Source organism: Sphaerospermopsis sp. FACHB-1094 (assembly GCF_014696195.1).
Classification (GTDB): domain Bacteria; phylum Cyanobacteriota; class Cyanobacteriia; order Cyanobacteriales; family Nostocaceae; genus Sphaerospermopsis; species Sphaerospermopsis kisseleviana.
The window spans coordinates 22904-44113 of sequence record NZ_JACJPT010000008.1 but is presented as its reverse complement, the minus strand read 5'-3'; the positions used below and the strand labels follow the sequence as shown (position 1 = coordinate 44113).

The window sequence follows — 21210 nt, the reverse complement described above, 5'->3', positions numbered from 1 at the left end:
GAGTCAGAAGTCAGTAGGGGGAAACCCCCTGTGGTTGCCCTCTCTCTTTATATCTAGGTTTCACCTTTGATTCTGTACCTGATTGATCTGCAATCTTCTGTAATATTATTTATCAGGGAGTCTCAACAGTAATGACAAAGCAATTATTGAAAAATCTCTTTAATAACCGTGTGGCCGTCATCGCAACTATGCACCATAAAGAACAAGTAATTGCCCCATTATTACAACAAGAATTAGGAATTAAGATTATTGTACCACAGGATTTTAACACCGATGTTTTTGGCACATTTACCAGAGAAATAAAACGCCCAGATACACAAATTGCCACTGCAAAATTAAAAGCACAAAAAGCTATGGAGATGACAGGGGAAACTATAGCTATTGCTAGTGAAGGAAGTTTTGCACCTCATCCCAGTTTTCCTTATATTTATGCTAACAGAGAAATTATTGTTTTTTTAGATCAAGAAAAAGAATTAGAAATTGTTGGCGAAGTTTTTTCTACTGATACTAACTTTAATCATCGAGTTATTAGCAGTTTAGCAGAAGCAGAAGAATTTGCTGAAAAAGTCGGTTTCCCTGAACATGGTTTAGTGGTTTGGTTTGAAAAATCAAATCCTGAAAATCTTGAAATTATTAAAGGTATAACTACCACAGAAAAATTACAGGAAGCTGTGAATTTCGCTTTCAATAATTCCCCCGATGGTAATTTACATATAGAAACTGATATGCGGGCGCTTTATAATCCAATGCGGATGAAGAATATCGAAAAAGCTACCCAAGATTTGCTGAATAAAATTAATAGTTGTTGTCCTCAATGTTCTACCCCTGGATTTAGTATAACTCAAAAAATCAAAGGTTTACCTTGTGAAAGTTGCCATCAACCAACTTTATTAACTATGGCGGTAATTTATCAATGTCGAAAATGTAATTTCATAGAGAAAAAATTATATCCTGATGGTAAACAGTTTGCAGATCCGGGATTATGTGAATATTGTAATCCTTAATCACAACTAATAAATGAGAACTGTTCAAAAATGGAAAATCAACAATTACCTTTTCCTGGAAGCAAGAGAATTAAAAATAGTTTTTTCCTGTTTCTCCGTGGATGGGTTTTCAACCTGTAATCAAACAATTATCAATTGTCAATTGATATCTGAATAAAGCCCCCTCTTGAACGGTTAATAACAAGAGGGGGTTTGGAGCTAAAGTCCGGTAGGGTAATCGGGCTATTTAATATTTAATAATTATTCGCTATTTATCAAGTCCTCCTTTAGAGAGATAAATTTTTAGATAAAATTATTTGTTGGTATAATTAGATAAAAAATTGATAAAAAAAGCCCCCGCTGTCATATATCAACGGGGGAATATTGTATTAAAGTTCGTCAGGTGATCGGAATATTTAATTATTTAGTATTTATTGTTTGTATCTTTATTCCTCCATTAGATAGAGAAATTTTCCAATATCTGTTTAAATTCGTCTATTAAAATACTAAGTGTTACTTTTGGTAAGATTTATTAGTACAGGAGTCTTGCTCAGACTCTTTCTGCGAGAGATTTTAAAATAAAAATTAATACTTGGTAATACAAGCATTTACAATATCCTCTAACGCTGTAATGATTCAAGTTCTTTTAGTGATAATGGGTAAACAAATTTTGTAACAAACTATGTATGCTGTTTGGATTTTAGCTAAGGTTATGATAATATACCTAAAAGCAAAATAAAGGTTAAAAATATACTCACATTACTCAGGGATATGCAAGAAATTTTAAAAAAATACTGTCAATATAATCACGGATTATTGCTTTTAAGTATGCCAACAGGTTTTGGTAAAACCTACAATGTGTTTAAATTTATATATGATAATTATAAAGAATTTGCTGCTAATAACAGAAAGATTATATTTCTTACAAACCTCAAGAAAAATCTGCCATTAAAGGACTTAGAAAATCATTTCATTGAAAATGGTAATGAAGATGATTATAATAAGTATGTTCTTTTTATTGATTCTAATTCTGAGAGTGTAATTAAGAACTTATCTACTATTGAAGATGAAATTCCTGCTGAGTTTAAAAATCAAGACAGCTATAAAAACTTAAATAACTATATAGAATTATATAATATTCCAAAACTGCCTAAAAAAGCTCAAGATAGTTTTAAAGAGAAAATTCGCAAAGACCTTGAACCAGCATTTAGAAGAGATATAGAAAACATCCTCAAAGAAAAATTCCCTAGCAAGGAAGCAAAATTACAAGCCATCAAAGATAAGAAAGATTATCAATGGATTGGTAAACTTTATCCAGCAGTATTTACAGATGAGAGAACTGTGTTATTTTTGAGTATGGATAAGTTTATACTCAAAAATTCCACATTAATTGAGCCTTCTTATGACTTTTATGAAAAATTCAATAAAAGTCCCTTCAAAAATTCACTGATTTTTATTGATGAATTTGATTCTACTAAAGAACGTATTCTCAATAATATTATTGAATCAGGTTTACAGAGAAAAATAGATTTTATAGATTTATTTTTAAGTATTCATAATCATTTAAAAGAACTCAACGATTCTGAAGATTTAACTAAATGTTCAAAACATTGGAAAGCCAAAAAAGCACAAGGTAAAGATTGGTTGCCACCAAAAGAACAAATAAAAGATTTAAGGACAAAAGCTCAGGAGATATTCAAAAAATATAAATTACAATACATTTGTAAAACAGATCCAAAATGTTTTACTAGAAAAAGGAATTTTCTATTTTATGATTACCAATTCCACAATGTTATAGACCTTAACAAACGGATTGAAGTTCATCAAGATGCAAGAAAAAGGACAAATAGGATTAAAGCAGTTGATTTTAAAGAAAATTCATCCGAAGTGCAATCTGATAAAGTTTATAATATTTATTCATTACTGGGTGAAATAGGTGGTTTTTTCACATATTTTCAGAGAGGTATTAGTAATGTAGCTGATAATTATCGGTGGTTAAAGAAGGAAAATGAGGGTGTTGAATTTGATTTAGAATTTGCTATAAAAAGTGTGCTTAATCATTTTTATCAAGATCAAAAAGATGTTGATTTATTAATAGATAATATTTTAAATGATGAATTAATATATAAGGTTGCATCAGAACAACCTATTAGTAAAATCCAATGGTTTTATGATCGGGGTTTTCGTTATTATGACATAGTTGATAGTGATGAACATGATACCTTATCCAAGATATATATGTTCAATTTTAATCATACACCAGAATCATTGTTAGCTGAAGTTTGTTCTAAGGCAATGGTAGTAGGAATTTCTGCCACTGCGGGACTTAATACTAATATTGGTAATTATGACATTAAGTATTTGAAATCTCGGTTATCTGATTCATTTAAACAATTAGAACCAGAGGAAATGGAGGAGCTAAAAAATCAGTATTATGAAACAACTAAGGGTTATGATGATCATGTTACAATCATACCTCAATTTATTGGTGCAGACTCACAGAAGGATGCAATAAAACAATTTCAAGAAATTTTGGATGATGAAGAATTAGCTAATTTTGTAGTTAATGGCTTATGGCGTGAGATTCAAGATACTATCAATAATGGCAATGATACAGATGATAATGAAAATCGCCTTGAATTTATATTTTGTCGTTATGTAAAAGTGTTAACTGTATGGAAATATTTTCTAGAACATCCTGCTGAATGTTATAGCTTTCTTTGCTTTTTCAATAAACTTCCCAAGGATAATGATCCAAATTTTAATATTAAGACATTGAAAAAGTATGCAAAATATCTACTAAATTCTGAACTAGATGAAAAACAAAAAGATAGTTATGTAGAAGAAACTATAGTTACTCTCACTAGCAGTAATTTTGATGCTAATAAAGCAAAAATTGCTAATGACTTAAAAGATAACAAACGCCGTTTTATTATTTCTGCATACCAAACTATAGGGGTAGGACAAAATTTACAATTTCCTATTCCTGCTAACTTAGATTCAAAAGCAATACATATTGATAACCGAGAAAAAAGTGAAAATATAGATATTAATGGTATTTATTTAGATAACCCTACGAATTTACTTGTTAATATCTACAACGAACAATTCGAGAATAATGATTCTGATTTTATAAAATACATTTTTCAATTAGAGTTTTTCAGAGCAAATCACGCTTTTTCAGCAGCAACATTTAATATTAAGTTAAGTCAAGGTTTTAAACGATATGTGGGAATAGGTAAGTATGAAAAAAATGCTGGCGATTTTATCAGCTTATATCATACACAAGGCTATTCATATTTTGTGAATAAAGTAATTATGCAAGCAATAGGTAGAATATGCAGAACTAACATGAAATTTCCCACGATTCATATTTTGGCTGATGATGGTATTCGTAAACATTTAGCAGAATTTTCTGTACCTGATACTGTAATTCCAGTGCGTGAATATACTGCTCTTTTCAAACTAGCTGGTACATCAAGTGAAAAATCTCAAGAGATAAAAGCAACAGAAATTGATGCTATCAATAGAAGTGAAATCAGTGCTGCTTACATCATCAGTACACTTGATAAAACATGGAATGCTCAAAGTGTAAAAGAATGGAAAGATTTAAGACAGCAAGTTCTCAAACATCCTACTCTTATTCAAGAGTTTGAATGTGATCACAAATGGCATAATATCTATGTTAAATTATTTAAACCTGGTAATTACTATTATTTTTCACAAGAAAATGACTATAAAAAAATACAAGTTTTCTTTGACAATGAATACGGGAAGAAAAAAGTTAGAACAGTAAGTGAAAACGATGCTCGTCTGACAGAATTAATGAAAATAGATGTTCTTAGGGAATTATTTATTAGTCAAGGTTATGCAACTGAATTTCCTGAATCTGAACTGATTATCACACCTCCCATATTTAATAATATTTATAAAGGTGCATTAGGTGAAGTATGTGGTGAACATATTTTGAAAACATTTTTAAATATTTCTTTATCAGAATTAGAATCCAAGGAGTTTGAACGTTTTGATTTTAAAACAAAGCAAAATCCAAATATTTATATAGACTTTAAACTATGGAACGATAAAATTATAGTAGAAGCTGATCCACAAATTGATAAGATTCGTAAAAAAATGCAGGAGGTAAAAGCAGCAAGAGTTTATATAATTAATATACTTGGTAGTTCAGATAGAGAGTTTAAAGCAATTATTTCAGATCGTGGAAAAATAATTGAAGTACCTTATCTGTGCAAAACTAATAAAGTTGATAATCAAGCAATTGAATTTATATCCAGCAGTTTCAAGGAGCTTTCAAAATGAATATTCTTACAAATCGTGTGAAAATCACTTTTCATATTGATGCTATCAAACAAGATTTTGCATTTATTAGATTTAAACGAGATTACGATGGAAAGTGGTGGGGTGCAGAAGAACTAGATCGTATAATTGGTGATGATTATCAAGCCATGTCCGTTGGTTATGCTCAATTTGCTTATGCTATGTTTGAAACAAAATCAAACAATATTTATCAGTTAGAAAATAGACTGGATAATGATCCTAAATTTGCTAAAGTAGTAGCAGTTGAGGTGCAGCCAGAAGCAATTTATAATGGAAATAATGAATGTATATGTGAAGCGAGTCTTGCACGCTTATTGATTAATTCTTTAGGTTCATCACGTTCAAAATATAAACATCTTCATTTTTCTAATCTTACTGGCTCATTACTTAGAGTTCCCCTATTCACAGATAAACTTTATAATTCAATTGCAGTAGCTGAAATCAGTATTGATCGTATTCCTGCGGAACAAAATGAGTTTTTATTAAATGTTAGTCTCGCTAATTATCGAAAAAAAGTAGTAATTTTAAAAGAATATCAAGGTGAGGAACTAGCAAAAATTTTGAAAAGACCAGAATATATTATTTATGATGGTACAAACCCACCATCTCTGAGAAGACGGCTTCCTTCTGATGGTAAAAAATCAGATCCGAAAAAATCTTATATCCAATGTCGTGAACCAGGAAAAAAACTTCATGTAAATTTTATGAATTTTGGTAGTCTTAAAGATTTTGAAAGTAGTCGTGCGGGGATTTTACACAATGTCATGAATAGCATTGAAAATCACCTATCTAAATACATGACTTTTGAGTTTTGTACTCGTGAAATAGATCATGATCTCCCACTAGATACAAGATTAATGAATAATTCTGAAAAAATTAAGGAATTACTTGATGGGGAGAGAATACATATATTAGATAAAGTTGATAGTGAAGAATCTCATGAATTAGTAACTCAGTTAAAACAGTTTTTATATCCTTCTTATATAACTGAGGAAAAGTTGATTACAGATTCTCGGAAAACAGAGAAAAAAGCCGCTTTGAATTTGAGAATTATTCATAAGGAATCCTATTACACAGAAAATAAACTCACAGATCAATATAAAGAATCTGATCATCAAACACAACGTCAAAATATTACCATAGAATCTTATACACAATCAACTCAAGATGGATGGAAAAATATTGTAAAAACAAGTCTTAAAGAATTAATTATCAAACGTGATCTTCGTGCTGAAAAAATAACTTTATTTGATTGGGCTAAACTCAACGCAACAGGAGATTGGACTTTTGCAGCTTGGGATAAAGAAGAAAATGAAGAACAAAGTCATGTTGTGTTTATGACAATTAAACCAAATGGAGAGTTTAAATTTTATACAAAAGAAAAGATCAGTCTATGGAACTGGCAAGAATTTGAAACTTATAGAAAGTTCATGATAGATAGCAATTCTCAAAATAACAAGAAAATTAGAAACTTGGAAGGACTAGTTATTTCTGATAGTGGTGAGATCAATCAGATATTTAGAACTGATGAAATTTCTCTTCCTAATCTTCCTGAAATAGCACAAATTTTGGATCAATTAGACAGTGAACTTCCTGAAAATAAACGTACTGGAAATGATTTAGCTAATATAGTTCAGGAGTTTTTACAACAACCAAAACAACTGGATATTCAAAAGTTTAATTCATTTTCAGAGGCACTTAAAAACAAAGGAAATGAAACTTTATCAAAATCAGAATTTTATTCTTTAATTAGCCAATATTTAGGATCAATAAGGAAACAGAAAGATAAAGAGATTAATGTTAGCATCACCAAAGAAGCTACTGATTTTAGAGATTACCTTTTAGAAAAGCATCAAATTAGGTTAAAATTTCCCCAAGATAATCAGAGTAAAGACGATTTATTTGATCCTTATTTCAATATTAAATATTTTGAAGAAACTGAAAACCTGGCTTATTACTGTGTGGGTAGCAGAAGAGATAAATTAAAAAATTTTTCTTTGAAAGATGCTTGTCATCTGCGCCAAATAGTAGCAGTAAATGGCTCAAAATTAATATTTAAAGAACTGCTACCAACAATGGATGTTGATTTTGTTCGCACAGGACAAAGTACAGTTATTCCCTTTCCGTTTAAGTATATTAGGGAATATCTTAACCTTCGAGAAAGTGAATAACTAGGATAATAGTTAATTGAGAGAGGATGAAATCTCTATTTTCATCCTGTAAATCCTTAAATCCTGGACATCCTGATTCAGACAAAATTATAAATTCTATTCCAATAAATCTGGTTGTTTCCTAACAATCATCTCATATAAAGATTGAAAAGAAAACCAACCAATAATATGAGACCCAACTTGACCATAAGTAAAACGGGCGGTTTCTGAATCAAGAATTATCGGTTTTCCTGCTGCTTCAGCCATTAATTGACTTTGACAACAACGATCCATATTTATAAACCACCACGCAGCTTCATCAATTGTATGACCAACAGTTAATAACCCATGATTTCTTAAAATAATCGCCTTTTTTTCTCCTAAAGTTGCCGCAATGCGATCGCCCTCTTTAGGGTCAAACACCACCCCAGTATAATCATCAAATAAAGCATGATCTTCATAAAAAGCACAAGCATCTTGAGTGATCGGATCAAGCAATCTTCCTAAACTTGACCAAGTTCTACCATAAAGTGAATGAGCATGAGCGGCCGCAGTAACATCGGGTCGAGCTTTATGTAGTCGGGAATGAATCGCAAAAGCAGCACCATTTACAGGTTTATTTCCTTGAACAACTTCACCTTGATCATTAACTAATAATAAATCAGATACGCGAATATGTCCAAAATACATTCCCAAAGGGTTCACCCAAAAACAATCTGTAAATTCAGGATCACGCACTGTAATATGTCCCGCTATTCCTTCATCAAAACCATAACGAGCAAATAGGCGAAATGCAGCCGCTAAACGTTGTTTACGGTGTTGTCTTTCATCTTCTACACTGGTAAATTGAGGCAAGTTAGCAAAATTTTCATTAGTCATAATTAAATCTCTATTTAATCTGTAAATTTAGTGCTAATTTGGGTGAATTAATCAATAATTACATGGGATAATTCTGACTAATTCCAACTTATTAATAGTATCAAATAATGAGTCAAGTTTTTTATTTTCACAGATAAATAAACAGTCACCCGTCACCCGTTACCCGTCACCTGTCATCACTAAACAACTTTATTGACAACCTCTAAATAGTTCAATCACTCCCAAATCACCATAAAATAATTAACGCCGTATCTGCAAACATTCATAAAAATCAGATGACATTATTACAGAATCAAGTCGCCATTGTTACAGGAGCATCTAGAGGTATTGGACGTGCGATCGCTCTCCAACTAGCATCCCAAGGTGCAAAAGTTGTAGTCAACTACGCCAGTTCCAGCACCGCAGCAGAACAAGTAGTAGCAGAAATTACAGCAGCAGGAGGAGAAGCGTTCACCGGAGGTGTTGGCGAAGCCATCGCCCTCCAAGCAGATGTTTCCCAAGCAGATCAAGTAGATACACTGATAAACACAACCTTAGAAAAATTTAACCGCATTGATATCTTAGTCAACAATGCAGGGATTACCCGCGATACATTGTTATTACGGATGAAATTAGAAGACTGGCAAGCTGTTATAGACCTCAATTTAACAGGTGTATTTTTATGTACCAAAGCCGTCAGTAAAATCATGCTCAAACAACGTTCTGGCAGAATTATCAACATTGCTTCTGTAGCCGGACAAATGGGCAATCCAGGACAGGCAAACTACAGCGCCGCCAAAGCAGGTGTGATTGGTTTTACCAAAACCATCGCCAAAGAACTAGCTACCCGTGGTATCACCGTTAACGCCGTAGCACCAGGCTTTATCAAAACTGACATGACCAGCGATATCAAAGCTGATAACATATTACAATTTATTCCCTTGGGGCGGTTTGGTGAACCAGAAGAAATTGCTGGTATGGTGAGGTTTTTAGCAGCTGATCCCGCCGCAGCTTACATTACAGGTCAAGTCTTTAACGTCGATGGTGGGATGGTAATGTAATTGGTAAAGAAGGGAATAGGGAATAGGGAATAGGGAATAGGGAATAGGGAATAGGGAATAGGGAATAGAAAAATCTTCATTCTGACTCCTGACTCCTTGATCTCCTGACTCCTGACTCCTGACTCCTGACTCCTGACTCCTGACTCCTGACTCCTGACTCCTGACTCCTGTTGTAATTACGAATTGCCATGTATTCTTTGTAAAACCGTAGCACCTAACAGCAGAACGATACTAGCAGCAGAAGCCAGGATCACAGGTAAAGTCATACCTTGTACCGTCATAGCCAGTACATTAAAAAACAAGGTGACAGACCACAAAGTAAAAGCCGCCCGACGTTGGGAAAAACCCCAGTCCAGCAAGCGGTGATGTAGGTGATCCTTACCGGGTGTACTCAAAGGGTTTTTTCCGGCTAAAAGTCGCCTAATAAAAACCTGAGTAGTATCTAAAACTGGCAACATCAAAAATAAAACCGTTGGTATCAGCGCAAAAACTGTACTTTGTTGCAACTTGCCTAAAATGCTAGTGGCAGCTAGAACATAACCGAAAAAATACGCCCCCGCATCACCCATAATGATCCTTGAAGGATGAAAATTGTGGCGTAAAAAGCCCAGTGCAGCACCACCCAAAGCAGCTAATACCAGGGTTGCTGCTGCTCGATTATCAAACTGAGCAGAAACCCCCAACAAACTCATGGCTGTAATAAAACTGATCCCGCCGGCTAAACCATCCATCCCATCCATCAAGTTAATAGCATTGGTAATACCCACTACCCATAACACCGTCAAAGCCATTGATAGCAAGGAGTCAATAGGAGTACCAAAAGTAACTTTCACACTGATACCATTAGCCACCAACAAAAGGGCTGTGATCATTTGCGCCCATAAACGCACAGAAGGAGGTAAGCCAAATTGATCATCAATAAAGCCAACCAAGACGAGAATAGAACCTCCTAACAAAATTGTGAGTACCTGAGCCAATACGCCTTGAAGTTCAATGGGTCGTAGCAGACTAGCAACGACCACAGCCGCAATAACGCCAGCATAGATAGCCAAACCTCCCGCATTAGGTAAAGGTTCTCGGTTAAGTCGTCGGGCGTTTGGTTGATCAGCCCAACCTACCCGCAAAGCAAATTGACGGATAGTCGGAATTAAACGCCATGTAACCAGCCAAGCCAAAATAAAAGTAAATACTACCGCCAACCAGCCGGAGCCGCTAGGGTTAGCAATGCCAAGGGATCTAAGGGAGTTGTCTAAATTCATCTCCCGATACAATCATTAGTGCTAATGTCCAAAATAAGTATCACCTGTAATCTTAATCAATTTTTTATTGTTATTTGTTAAATTCAATAGTTGGAATAGTTAGCACTCCTGTCTTGTGAGTGCTAAATTGTCTAATGGAAGAGATAGAGAAAACAAACATGGCTAAGATTATTTCATTTGATGAGGAATCACGGCGATCGCTAGAAAAAGGCATTAACGCCTTGGCAGATGCGGTAAAAATCACCTTGGGACCAAAAGGCCGCAACGTCCTGTTAGAAAAAAAATTTGGTATACCCCAAATTGTCAACGACGGTATCACCGTTGCCAAGGAAATTGAACTAGAAGATCCTTTAGAAAACACTGGTGCAAGACTGATCCAAGAAGTGGCATCTAAAACCAAAGATACCGCAGGTGATGGAACTACCACCGCCACAGTTTTAGCACAGGCATTAGTTAAAGAAGGACTCAAGAACGTCGCTGCTGGTACAAATCCCATGGCCTTAAAACGGGGTATTGATAAAACCGTAGAAGCATTGGTAGCAGAAATTGCCAAGATAGCCAAACCAGTAGAAGGAAGTGCGATCGCTCAAGTTGCCACCGTTTCCGCCGGTAACGATGAAGAAGTCGGCAATATGCTGGCCGAAGCAATGGAGAAAGTCACCAAAGATGGTGTCATCACCGTAGAAGAATCAAAATCCTTAACTACCGAACTAGAAGTAGTAGAAGGGATGCAAATTGATCGCGGTTATATTTCTCCCTACTTCATCACCAACAACGACCGGATGACAGTAGAATTTGAAAACGCCCGCATCCTCATCGCCGACAGAAAAATCAACGCCATTCAAGATTTAGTACCTGTACTGGAAAAAGTAGCCCGTTTAGGTCAACCTTTATTAATCATTGCTGAAGATATCGAAGGTGACGCTTTAGCAACCTTGGTAGTCAACAAAGCGCGGGGAGTCTTAGCCGTTGCTGCCATTAAATCCCCTGGTTTTGGCGAACGTCGCAAAGCCTTATTACAAGATATTGCCATTCTCACCGATGGACAGATGATTTCTGAAGAAATCGGTTTGAGCTTGGATACAGCTACCTTAGAAATGCTGGGTACAGCCCGGAAAATCACCATTGACAAGGAAAACACCACCATTGTCTCTGGTACTGACAACAAACCAGAAGTACAAAAGCGTATTGCCCAAATTCGCAAACAGTTAGAAGAAACTGATTCTGACTACGATACAGAAAAACTGCAAGAACGTATTGCCAAACTTGCTGGTGGTGTAGCAGTCATCAAAGTTGGTGCAGCCACAGAAACCGAACTCAAAGATCGCAAATTGCGGATTGAAGACGCTTTAAATGCCACCAAAGCCGCAGTAGCAGAAGGTATCGTTCCTGGTGGTGGTACAACCTTAATTCACCTGTCTACAAAAGTAGATGCCATTAAAAACAGCCTTGATGCCGAAGAAAAAATTGGGGCTGACATTGTACAAAAGTCCCTAGAAGCACCTTTACGCCAAATCGCAGATAACGCCGGTGCAGAAGGTTCAGTCATTGTTTCCAAAGTTAAAGACACCGATATTAACATCGGCTACAACGCTGCTACCGGAGAATTTGAAGATTTAATTGCCGCAGGTATTATTGATCCTGCTAAAGTTGTTCGTTCTGCATTGCAAAACGCCGCTTCTATCGCGGGTATGGTTTTAACCACCGAAGCGATAGTAGTAGAAAAGCCTGAAAAGAAAGCTGCTGCTCCTGATGCTGGCATGGGCGGTATGGGCGGTATGGGCGGTATGGGCGGTATGGGCGGTATGGGCGGTATGGGTGGTATGGGTGGTATGGGTATGTTCTAACTACCACTTGCCCAAATCAATCAAAATCAATCAAAGTCAATAAATTTTAATTTTTTCTAAAGTTTGTCTTTTGGTAAAGACAAACTTTTTTTGGCAAAATTCAGGAGTTTGGCTGTGAATTTAGATCCTATGTCTTATTTACCAGCAATCTGCTATAAATTAGTAAATTATCAAATAGGAGAGCATCCTAATTTTGTAAAAATATGATATGCAATTCACCACACTGCCTCCTCCTGACTCCTGACTCCTGTACGGGCGAAGTAGGGGCGAAGCATTCGGAAAATAACCTTTTCAGAAAATTGATAATTTATCGCCCGAATGCTTCGCCCTTACAGGAAAATAACCTTTTCAGAAAATTGATAATTTATCGCCCGAATGCTTCGCCCTTACAGGAAAATAACCTTTTCAGAAAATTGATAATTTATCGCCCGAATGCTTCGCCCTTACAGGAAAATAACCTTTTCAGAAAATTGATAATTTATCGCCCGAATGCTTCGCCCTTACAGGAAAATAGCCTGTTCAGAAAATTGATAATTTGTCGCCCGAATGCTTCGCCCCTACTACTCCTGAAGAAAAAAGTTTTTCAGCAAGATAAATATTAAGGTGAGACTTAATGGCTAAAAAACATCGTCGTCTACCCAAAGTCATAAATAAAGTTATCAACAAAGAAAAAGTAAATAAGCCATTTGAAAACGAATACTATCATGAACCAGGAACTCCTCCGGGTACACTCATTATTGATGAAGATGCTGAACAACCAAATATTTTTTTGGTTGACTATAACCAAACTAATCTAACTCACAAACAAATAAAACATCCAGAAGAATGCAGTAATTACTTGGATACAGAATCGGTTTCCTGGGTAGATGTACAAGGTTTAGGCAACAAAGAGATTATTCACCGTTTGGGGCAAACTTTTGATTTACATCCTCTGATTTTAGAAGATGTTTTCAATATGGGGGAACGCCCGAAAATCGAGGATTATGAAGACCAATTAGTGATTATTGCTCGTATGGTTGTGCCTAATCCCAATCATGGTAGTTTTTATAGTGAACAAGTCAGCTTAGTTTTAGGTAGACATTATTTATTGACAATTCAAGAAGAACCTGAGCATGATTGTTTTGATAGTGTGAGGATGAGAATTGACAAAGGTAAAGGAATTATTCGCCGACAAGGAAGTGATTATTTAGCGTATTCTTTGTTAGATGCAATTATTGATGGATTTTTTCCTGTTTTAGAATTGTATGGAGAACGCATTGCCGAATTAGAAGAAGAAGTAATAGTTAGTCCAAATCCCCAAACACTAAAACAAATATATCAAATTAGGCGAGAATTATTACAACTGCGAAGAGCTATTTGGCCACAAAGAGATGCGATTAATTCTTTGATTCGTGATAGTAGTAAATTAATTAGTGAGGAGGTAAGAATTTATTTGAGAGATTGTTATGATCATGCGGTACAAGTGATGGATATGGTGGAAACTTACCGAGAATTAGCATCAGGATTAATGGATGTCTATCTTTCAGCGGTTAGTAATAAAATGAATGAAATCATGAAATTACTAACTGTTGTTTCATCAATTTTTATTCCTTTAACTTTTGTAGTGGGAATATATGGAATGAATTTCAATACCGAAAAATCACCTTATAATATGCCGGAATTAAATTGGTATTGGGGTTATCCGCTATGCTTGGGATTAATGGCGGCAATTGCTAGTGGGTTAATTTTCTTTTTTTGGAGACGGGGTTGGCTTGACAATTCATTTGAAATCAATCAAAAATAAAGTTTGCGAATTTTCCAAGGAGTTATTAGTAGTTTTATGGCAGTACAAAGTGGCGATCAAAATCTTCTTGTTTTGATGGTTTATATCCTGGGGATATATTACACATTCAATCGCATGATTGAATCTATCGACGATATGGTGGTGTTAAATTTCCAAAAGAGTGCTGTTGAAGAACAATTAAAAGAACAAAATCTGGATGATAAAATTGGGATTTCTTTTGGTTCAGGAACATATTCTTTGGAGAAATTAAAAGATAATTTGAAAGAATTATCAATTAGCATTGATAATAAATCAGAAGCTTTAGCTGTATATGTTGACTGGGATAATAGTTCTTGGGTCATTGAACATAGCAAAAAATCTCGCCGTGTGATTCGCAAATCTCCAGACCTCAGCCGTGACTTAGCAATACCACAAGTTCCTACGATTATTGCTCCTAAGAAAACAATTTCTGAAAGTGTGACAGCAGAAGATATTTTAAAAAGGGACAAAGAAACAGGAACATATCAACCTGGAGAACCTTTAATTGATATAGTTGCCATGAAAGATCAAAAGCCTTTTAAGGGTTTGTATAAAGATTTTATGGATGGTAAAAAGAAAGTAGAATTTTCTTTTCAACTGGTATTAAGAATATCGGAGTTGCGTGTCGGTTTGGCTCCGGGTGTGAATGTTCCTCCTATCTCAATTATCAATTGTCCTTTCACTATCGAGAAATTACCCTGGACCTATGCTCTACCTTGGAATAAGACAAGATGATGAAGATGGAGAAATGGGGAGAAAATTCTTTACCTACTCCCTATTCCCTATTCCCTGATAACTGAATAACACAGAACGGGCGATTAAAGCTTAAACTAGATAGGGGAGAGAGTAGGCGCAGGTGGTTGCAGATCAGTCATCAAGACTGGTTTGAGGAAAGTCCGGACTCCCGAAAGACCAAACTTGCTGGATAACGTCCAGTGCGAGCGATCGTGAGGATAGTGCCACAGAAAGATACCGCCAGGGCTAGGGACTGGGGACTAGGGACTAGAGACTGGGTAAGAAATTTCCCAATCCCCAATAATCCCCAATACCTAATCCCTGGTAAGGGTGCAAAGGTGCGGTAAGAGCGCACCAGCAACGTCGAGAGGCGTTGGCTCGGTAAACCCCGGTTGGGAGCAAGGCCGGAGGAACTACGGTTGGTCTTTTACCAGTTCCAGTAAATGAGCGCCGCTAGAGGTGTTTGGTAACAAACATCCCAGATAGATAACCGCCCTCGCAAGAGAACAGAATCCGGCTTATGTCCTGCTCTCTCTTTTTTTAGTCATTAGTTATTGGTTATTAGTTATTAGACCTCTGGTGAAAATCAATGTAGAAACGTTCTATAGAACGTCTTTAGAATGGGGTTCAGGTTATACACATTTAATTACCACCAGATGTCTATTAGTTATTAATGATTGAGTTGCACATATTTACTATCTTGTTTTAATGTCCCGCGTTTATCCTCGCCGTCAACGGCAACTTGAAACTTTAGTCCAAAAGTTAGGTTTATCACCAGATAGCCCCATAAAGTGGCCGTTACTTGATTTGGCTCTAACTCACGCCACTGTTTCCGAGTCGGCAAATTATGAACAGTTGGAATTTGTCGGTGATGCAGTGGTACGTCTGGTGGCCGCTGTGGTGTTATGGGAAAATTATCCCGACTGTGCTGTGGGAGATTTTGCGGCTATTCGTTCCGTGTTGGTGAGCGATCGCATTCTCGCCAAATTAGCCAGAGAATATGGTTTAGAATTATACTTATTAGTTGCTGGTAGTGCTACTGCTGATCTTGTTGGTCAAGAGTCACGTCTAGCAGATGCTTTTGAAGCTGTTCTGGGGGCGCTTTACCTTAGCACTCACAATTTAGACCTCATTCGTCCTTGGTTAGATCCCCACTTTCAAGAACTAGCAAGAGAAATTCGCCTCGATCCGGCTAGATTAAACTATAAAGCGGCTCTGCAAGAATGGACTCAGGCACAGTTTAAAGTTCTACCAGAATATCGCGTCCTAGAAGTTAATCAACCCCACCGTAGTCATGAACGTTTTGTAGCTGAAGTTTGGTTACATGAGAAAATGTTAGGACAAGGTAAGGGACGCTCTATTAAAGCTGCTGAACAAGCTGCGGCTAAAGTAGCTTATTTGGCAATTACTCAAGAGGTAACATAATTAAGAGTTAGTAGTTAGTGCTTTAAATAAGTGCTTTACCTAAGTGCTTTAACTATATCCCTCCACCAAGATGGTAAATCCATCAAAATCAGTTGAGTTATGGGCAATCTGTAAAATTTAGTAAAATTTAGTAAAATTTAGTAAAATTTAATTCAAAATTAAGAATTGACCACAGTAATCACGCTTATTTTATGTGTAGATTAAAGTTGGATAGGAATAATGTGGAAAACTACCGAAATCTATTGACAAAAACTTATGACATCCAATCCCGCAAATATCACATCTCTCACTGAGTTTGTAAAACTCAACTCTCCAGCTATATTTATCACTGATGCTCATCCAGACTTGGTGAAAGAAATACAGCAACTCCTGAAAATAGAAGCAGATGGAAAAGTCGGACCAATCACCAAACAAGCATTTTCTGAATTTAAATCACTACAACAATTAGAATATCCCTTGGGTTTAGGAGTCAGCACCGCTAAGGAATTACTGGAACTAAAAGATAAAGAAGAAACAGCAGGAGACAAAGAAGAAACTAATACCTCAGAAATCAAAGTTAATACCAATGCCGGATCACGTACAGGCGCGACTATGAAACTTCCTGGAGGCGAAATAGTCTATGCCAACCAATATATTGTTGACGGTGTTCCTTTGACTTGGGGTGAAGTTACGAAAAATTGTACTCGTGTTCCTACTAGTTCTGAATATGTAGCAAATGCAATTAGAGTAGCGAGAACTTGGGGACCAGTGAGAGAAAAATTTGGCTCACCCATTACTATTACTTCTGGTTATCGTCCACCGGCAGTCAATAGAGCGGTAGGCGGCGCTCGTAATAGTCAGCATCTCTATTTCCGAGCTATAGATATGATACCAATGAACGGAGATTTTAGAAAGCTTTGGGATGTGTTAAAAGCTTCTCAATTTTCCGGTTTGGGAGATGCTGTTTTTATGGGTAGAAATAAGGGCTTTTTCCATGCTGATGTTAGGCCTGGTGGTAGAGTCATCTTTCCTTATTAATAATAAAACTACCACTATATTCAGGTTTTACCCCTGAATTTTCTAGGGTTTTAGCAATGCTAAACCCTTACTTTTTTATGGGGGATCAAATCATTAACAAGGAAACAAAGTAATGGTTTTATCTGCACTTCCAGCAGCTAAAACTTTACCATCGCGACTAAAAGCAAGAGAATAAACTCCATCATCAGCACATTTAACACTGGAAATTTCCACCACACTATCTACATCTACTTTCCATAACTTCACAGTTTTATCTTGACTGGAACTAGCTAAAATATTACCATTGGGACTAAATACCACTGCATAAACCGCTTCAGAATGTCCTGTTAAAGTTTTCATTTCCTCACCAGTTTCTACATTCCATAACTTCACAGTTTTATCATTACCAGCACTAGCTAAAATCTTACCATCACAACTAAAAGATAAAGCATTAATCCCACCAGTAAACCAATCAGAACTTACCGTTAAAGTTTTGACTGTGTTTTCAGTTAATTGTAAAATTCTAATACTTCTATCATTCCTACCTCCACCACTAGCTAAAAGTTTACCATCGGGACTAAAAGCGACACACAAAACATCATCTGTATGACCTTTAAAAGAGTAAATTTCTTTTCCCTGTTCTAAAGACCAAAGTTTGACTGTTTGATCTTTACTACCACTAGCTAAAATTTGTCCCAAGGGACTAAATAAAACACATTTAACTGTCTCTTCATGTCCTTTAAAAGTGAAAATTTCTCTCCCCGTATTTACATCCCATAATTTAATAGTTTTATCATTACTTCCACTAGCTAATATTTTACCATCGGGACTAAAAGCAACTGAGTTAATACCTCCTGTCCATGCTGAATCTTTATGTCCTGCAAAAGTACGATGTTGTTGAGTTGTTAAATCCCAAATTTTGATAGTTTTGTCATCACTTCCACTAGCTAAAATCTTACCATCAGGACTAAAAGCAACTGAAGAAACTTTATATTCATGACCTTTTAAAGTTCCCACAAATAATAATTCTTCTGTGTTTTCTGCTGATGTAGAGGTAGTAGTAATTGCTTGATTAAATTGGATGTTGACGGCAGAATTTTCTCCTGTTTGAATATCTGATTTATTTGTTGTTTCCAAAGGTCTGATTAAAGAATTAAATGTGATTAAAGCATCAAATGAAGTATCTAACGATGTTAAGGATTCATGTACAGAATCAAAAATATCATTTAATCTAGAATTTTCACTGTTTTGATTTTGTTTAACTTGATCAAAATCTTCAACTTGTGTAGCAAAAGCTTGATTTAATTGCTGAATGGAATTAGCCATATTTTCACAGAGAGAATTAAGATCAGTAAGTTGTTGACTAAGTTGAGTAAATTCTAAACTTTGATGTTGCTGATTTTCTCTTAATTCTGCTAATTCTTGTTGACTAATTTCACTCCAATTTTTTAAAGATGTCTCAATTTGTTCAATCTGAGTTAATTGAGAATTAACAATTTCCATGTTTTGCATTTTTTCATGAATATGCAAAACTTCAGATTGGATTTCTTGGACAATATCTAATTTATCACCTTGTTGCTGAATTTGTTTATGTAAATTTTCTAGAGAACTGTCTAATTGATTTAAGCGATAGTTAATATTTTGAATTTGTTGAGGAAATTCGTTAATTTCTGTGAGTATTTTTTGCATTGATGTTTCAATTTTTTGGTCTATCTTGTTATCAATAAGTTGGTTTAGCTGCTGTTTCCAATCTTCAATTTTTTGTAAGCGATCATTGGATGTATTCACATTGGATGTATTCATAGTTTCTTTGAATTGGTAAAATTGATCTGTGATATTTTGTAAACTGGTTTGTACTTCTTTAATCTTATCTTGGGATTGAGAATAATTAAACTGGGAATGAGTTGCTATATTTGTTATGATTAAAATTAAGGGAATAACTGCATAAACCACTTGTTGATTAACAGTTGCAGCAATAGTTCCCAATACTATTAAACCTAAATAGATATACCCGCTGATTTCTAACCATTTACCTTTGTTCATTCTGCTTAATTATGATACTTTTACTGAAGTATATTTGTATAAACAATCAATTGTCAACAGTTGACACTGGAAATATTCAACCACTCAACCTGAAAAATATCATACCCAGATACCGGACTTATTGAAGAAGTTGGGGATATATCCAGGTGAATACATAACAATTGCTATCGTTGAGGAAATATGATATCATAAATAGTTCTCTAAAAGCGTGCTGGGTGAAGAACGTAGATATATAACTCAGCACATCTACAACACTCAGCACAAGAAAGTTTAGTTTATGGCACTGCCAATTGTAGCAATTATCGGTCGCCCGAATGTGGGCAAATCTACTTTTGTAAATCGTTTAGCTGGAGATCAAACCGCAATAGTTCATGATGAACCTGGTGTAACACGCGATCGCACTTATCGACCAGCATTTTGGCAAGATCGGGAATTTGTCGTGGTTGATACAGGCGGTTTAGTATTTAACGATGATACGGAATTTCTGCCTTTGATTCGTCAACAAGCAATGACGGCACTTTCAGAAGCTTGTGCAGCAATATTTGTAGTCGATGGCCAAGCCGGTTTAACCCCAGCAGATGAAGAAATTGCGCTATGGTTACGGCAACAAACAGTACCAGTATTACTGGCGGTGAATAAATGTGAATCACCAGAACAAGGTATAATTCAAGCCAGTGAATTTTGGGAATTAGGATTAGGAGAACCTTACCCTATTTCCGCTATTCATGGTAGTGGTACTGGTGAAATCCTCGACGAGTTAATTAAATACATTCCCCACGTTCAAGACTTAGAAGAAAATACTGAAATTAAAGTTGCCATTATTGGCCGTCCTAATGTTGGTAAATCCAGTTTATTAAATGCTTTCGTGGGTGAAGAACGGGCTATAGTTAGCCCTATTTCTGGAACTACCCGCGACACAATTGATACTTTAGTTGAACGGGATGGACAAACTTACCGCTTAATTGATACTGCGGGAATCCGTAAAAAGAAACACATAGATTACGGTACTGAATTTTTCAGTATTAACCGCGCTTTTAAAGCCATTCGTCGCTCCGATGTGGTGTTATTGGTTTTAGATGCTTTAGATGGAGTCACAGAACAAGATCAAAAATTAGCTGGGCGCATTATTGAAGATGGACGCGCTTGTATTATCGTTGTTAACAAATGGGATGCGGTCGAAAAAGACTCTTACACAATCTATGATTATGAAAAGAGTTTAGAAGCACGTTTACATTTTACTGAATGGGCAGATACAATTTTTGTTAGTGCCATGACAGGTCAAAGGGTAGAAAAGATTTTAGAATTGGTGAATAAAGCTGCTGAATCACACAAACGCCGTGTCAGCACTTCAGTAGTGAATGAAGTTCTCACAGACGCAGTGAGTTGGCATTCCCCACCAGCATCACGTAGCGGGAAACAAGGTAAAATCTATTATGGTACGCAAGTGAGTACCCAACCGCCCACATTTGCCTTATTTGTCAACGATGCAAAACGCTTCAATGACAATTATCGTCGGTACATAGAAAGACAGTTTCGCAAACAATTGGGTTTTGAAGGTACACCAATTCGCGTATTATGGCGGAGTAAAAAATTCCGAGAAATGGAAGTTGGTAGTGTCAACCGCGCAACTCGCGTTTAAAATTTGGGATTTGGGATTTTAGATTTAGATTAGGATAAATTAGCTAACAATCCAAAATTTTCATAGTTACAAAAGTTT

General features: G+C 35.8%; 13 protein-coding genes and 1 other RNA gene. 11 read left to right on the top strand and 3 right to left on the bottom strand.

Going from position 1 to position 21210, the window contains the following annotated elements; all coding sequences use genetic code 11:
• Nucleotides 1-131 precede the first annotated feature (131 nt).
• From H6F47_RS03890 to H6F47_RS03880, 3 genes are all read left to right on the top strand, one after another.
• On the top strand, nt 132-1004 hold the full coding sequence (locus tag H6F47_RS03890) for a DUF6671 family protein (RefSeq protein ID WP_096567194.1): 873 nt from the start codon (nt 132-134) through the stop codon (nt 1002-1004).
• Between the two features lie 750 nt (nt 1005-1754).
• Nucleotides 1755-5300, top strand: coding sequence for a hypothetical protein (locus tag H6F47_RS03885; RefSeq protein WP_190647766.1), 3546 nt, complete (start codon nt 1755-1757; stop codon nt 5298-5300).
• Complete coding sequence (locus tag H6F47_RS03880; protein WP_190647764.1) at nt 5297-7489, top strand: hypothetical protein; 2193 nt, start codon at nt 5297-5299, stop codon at nt 7487-7489. The genes H6F47_RS03885 and H6F47_RS03880 overlap by 4 nt, the downstream gene beginning before the upstream one ends.
• A gap of 96 nt (nt 7490-7585) precedes the next feature.
• Here the strand turns inward: H6F47_RS03880 and H6F47_RS03875 are convergent, their stop codons facing one another.
• The gene (locus tag H6F47_RS03875; protein ID WP_190647762.1) at nt 7586-8347 is read right to left on the bottom strand and encodes a class II aldolase/adducin family protein; all 762 of its coding nucleotides are present in this window, start codon (nt 8345-8347) and stop codon (nt 7586-7588) included.
• A gap of 275 nt (nt 8348-8622) precedes the next feature.
• Here H6F47_RS03875 and fabG point away from each other — a divergent pair, with 275 nt between their 5' ends.
• The gene (fabG, locus tag H6F47_RS03870; RefSeq protein ID WP_190347774.1) at nt 8623-9387 is read left to right on the top strand and encodes a 3-oxoacyl-[acyl-carrier-protein] reductase; all 765 of its coding nucleotides are present in this window, start codon (nt 8623-8625) and stop codon (nt 9385-9387) included.
• 176 nt (nt 9388-9563) lie between these two features.
• Here fabG and H6F47_RS03865 read toward each other — a convergent pair whose 3' ends face one another.
• Nucleotides 9564-10646, bottom strand: a complete 1083-nt coding sequence (locus tag H6F47_RS03865; protein ID WP_096567197.1) for an MraY family glycosyltransferase — start codon at nt 10644-10646, stop codon at nt 9564-9566.
• A 158-nt stretch (nt 10647-10804) separates the two neighbouring features.
• On the opposite strand from H6F47_RS03865, the gene groL reads away from it, so the two are divergent.
• The 6 genes from groL (at nt 10805) to H6F47_RS03835 (ending at nt 17471) form a co-directional block, all read left to right on the top strand.
• Nucleotides 10805-12493, top strand: a complete 1689-nt coding sequence (gene groL / locus H6F47_RS03860) for a chaperonin GroEL (RefSeq protein ID WP_190647761.1) — start codon at nt 10805-10807, stop codon at nt 12491-12493.
• Between the two features lie 613 nt (nt 12494-13106).
• Entirely contained in the window at nt 13107-14276 is a 1170-nt protein-coding gene (gene corA / locus H6F47_RS03855) for a magnesium/cobalt transporter CorA (protein WP_137668363.1), read from the top strand.
• Nucleotides 14277-14312: 36 nt separating this feature from the next.
• Complete coding sequence (locus H6F47_RS03850) at nt 14313-15029, top strand: hypothetical protein (protein WP_190647759.1); 717 nt, start codon at nt 14313-14315, stop codon at nt 15027-15029.
• A 107-nt stretch (nt 15030-15136) separates the two neighbouring features.
• An RNA gene (gene rnpB, locus H6F47_RS03845) (RNase P RNA component class A) lies at nt 15137-15566 on the top strand.
• Between the two features lie 171 nt (nt 15567-15737).
• The gene (gene rnc, locus H6F47_RS03840) at nt 15738-16454 is read left to right on the top strand and encodes a ribonuclease III (protein WP_137668361.1); all 717 of its coding nucleotides are present in this window, start codon (nt 15738-15740) and stop codon (nt 16452-16454) included.
• Between the two features lie 255 nt (nt 16455-16709).
• Nucleotides 16710-17471 carry a D-Ala-D-Ala carboxypeptidase family metallohydrolase gene (locus H6F47_RS03835; protein ID WP_190647757.1) on the top strand — a complete coding sequence of 254 codons (762 nt, stop codon included), beginning with the start codon at nt 16710-16712 and terminating at the stop codon, nt 17469-17471.
• Nucleotides 17472-17564: 93 nt separating this feature from the next.
• Here H6F47_RS03835 and H6F47_RS03830 read toward each other — a convergent pair whose 3' ends face one another.
• Nucleotides 17565-19493, bottom strand: a complete 1929-nt coding sequence (locus tag H6F47_RS03830) for a WD40 repeat domain-containing protein (RefSeq protein ID WP_190647755.1) — start codon at nt 19491-19493, stop codon at nt 17565-17567.
• A 277-nt stretch (nt 19494-19770) separates the two neighbouring features.
• On the opposite strand from H6F47_RS03830, the gene der reads away from it, so the two are divergent.
• On the top strand, nt 19771-21132 hold the full coding sequence (der, locus tag H6F47_RS03825; protein WP_190647753.1) for a ribosome biogenesis GTPase Der: 1362 nt from the start codon (nt 19771-19773) through the stop codon (nt 21130-21132).
• The last annotated feature ends 78 nt before the right edge of the window (nt 21133-21210 follow it).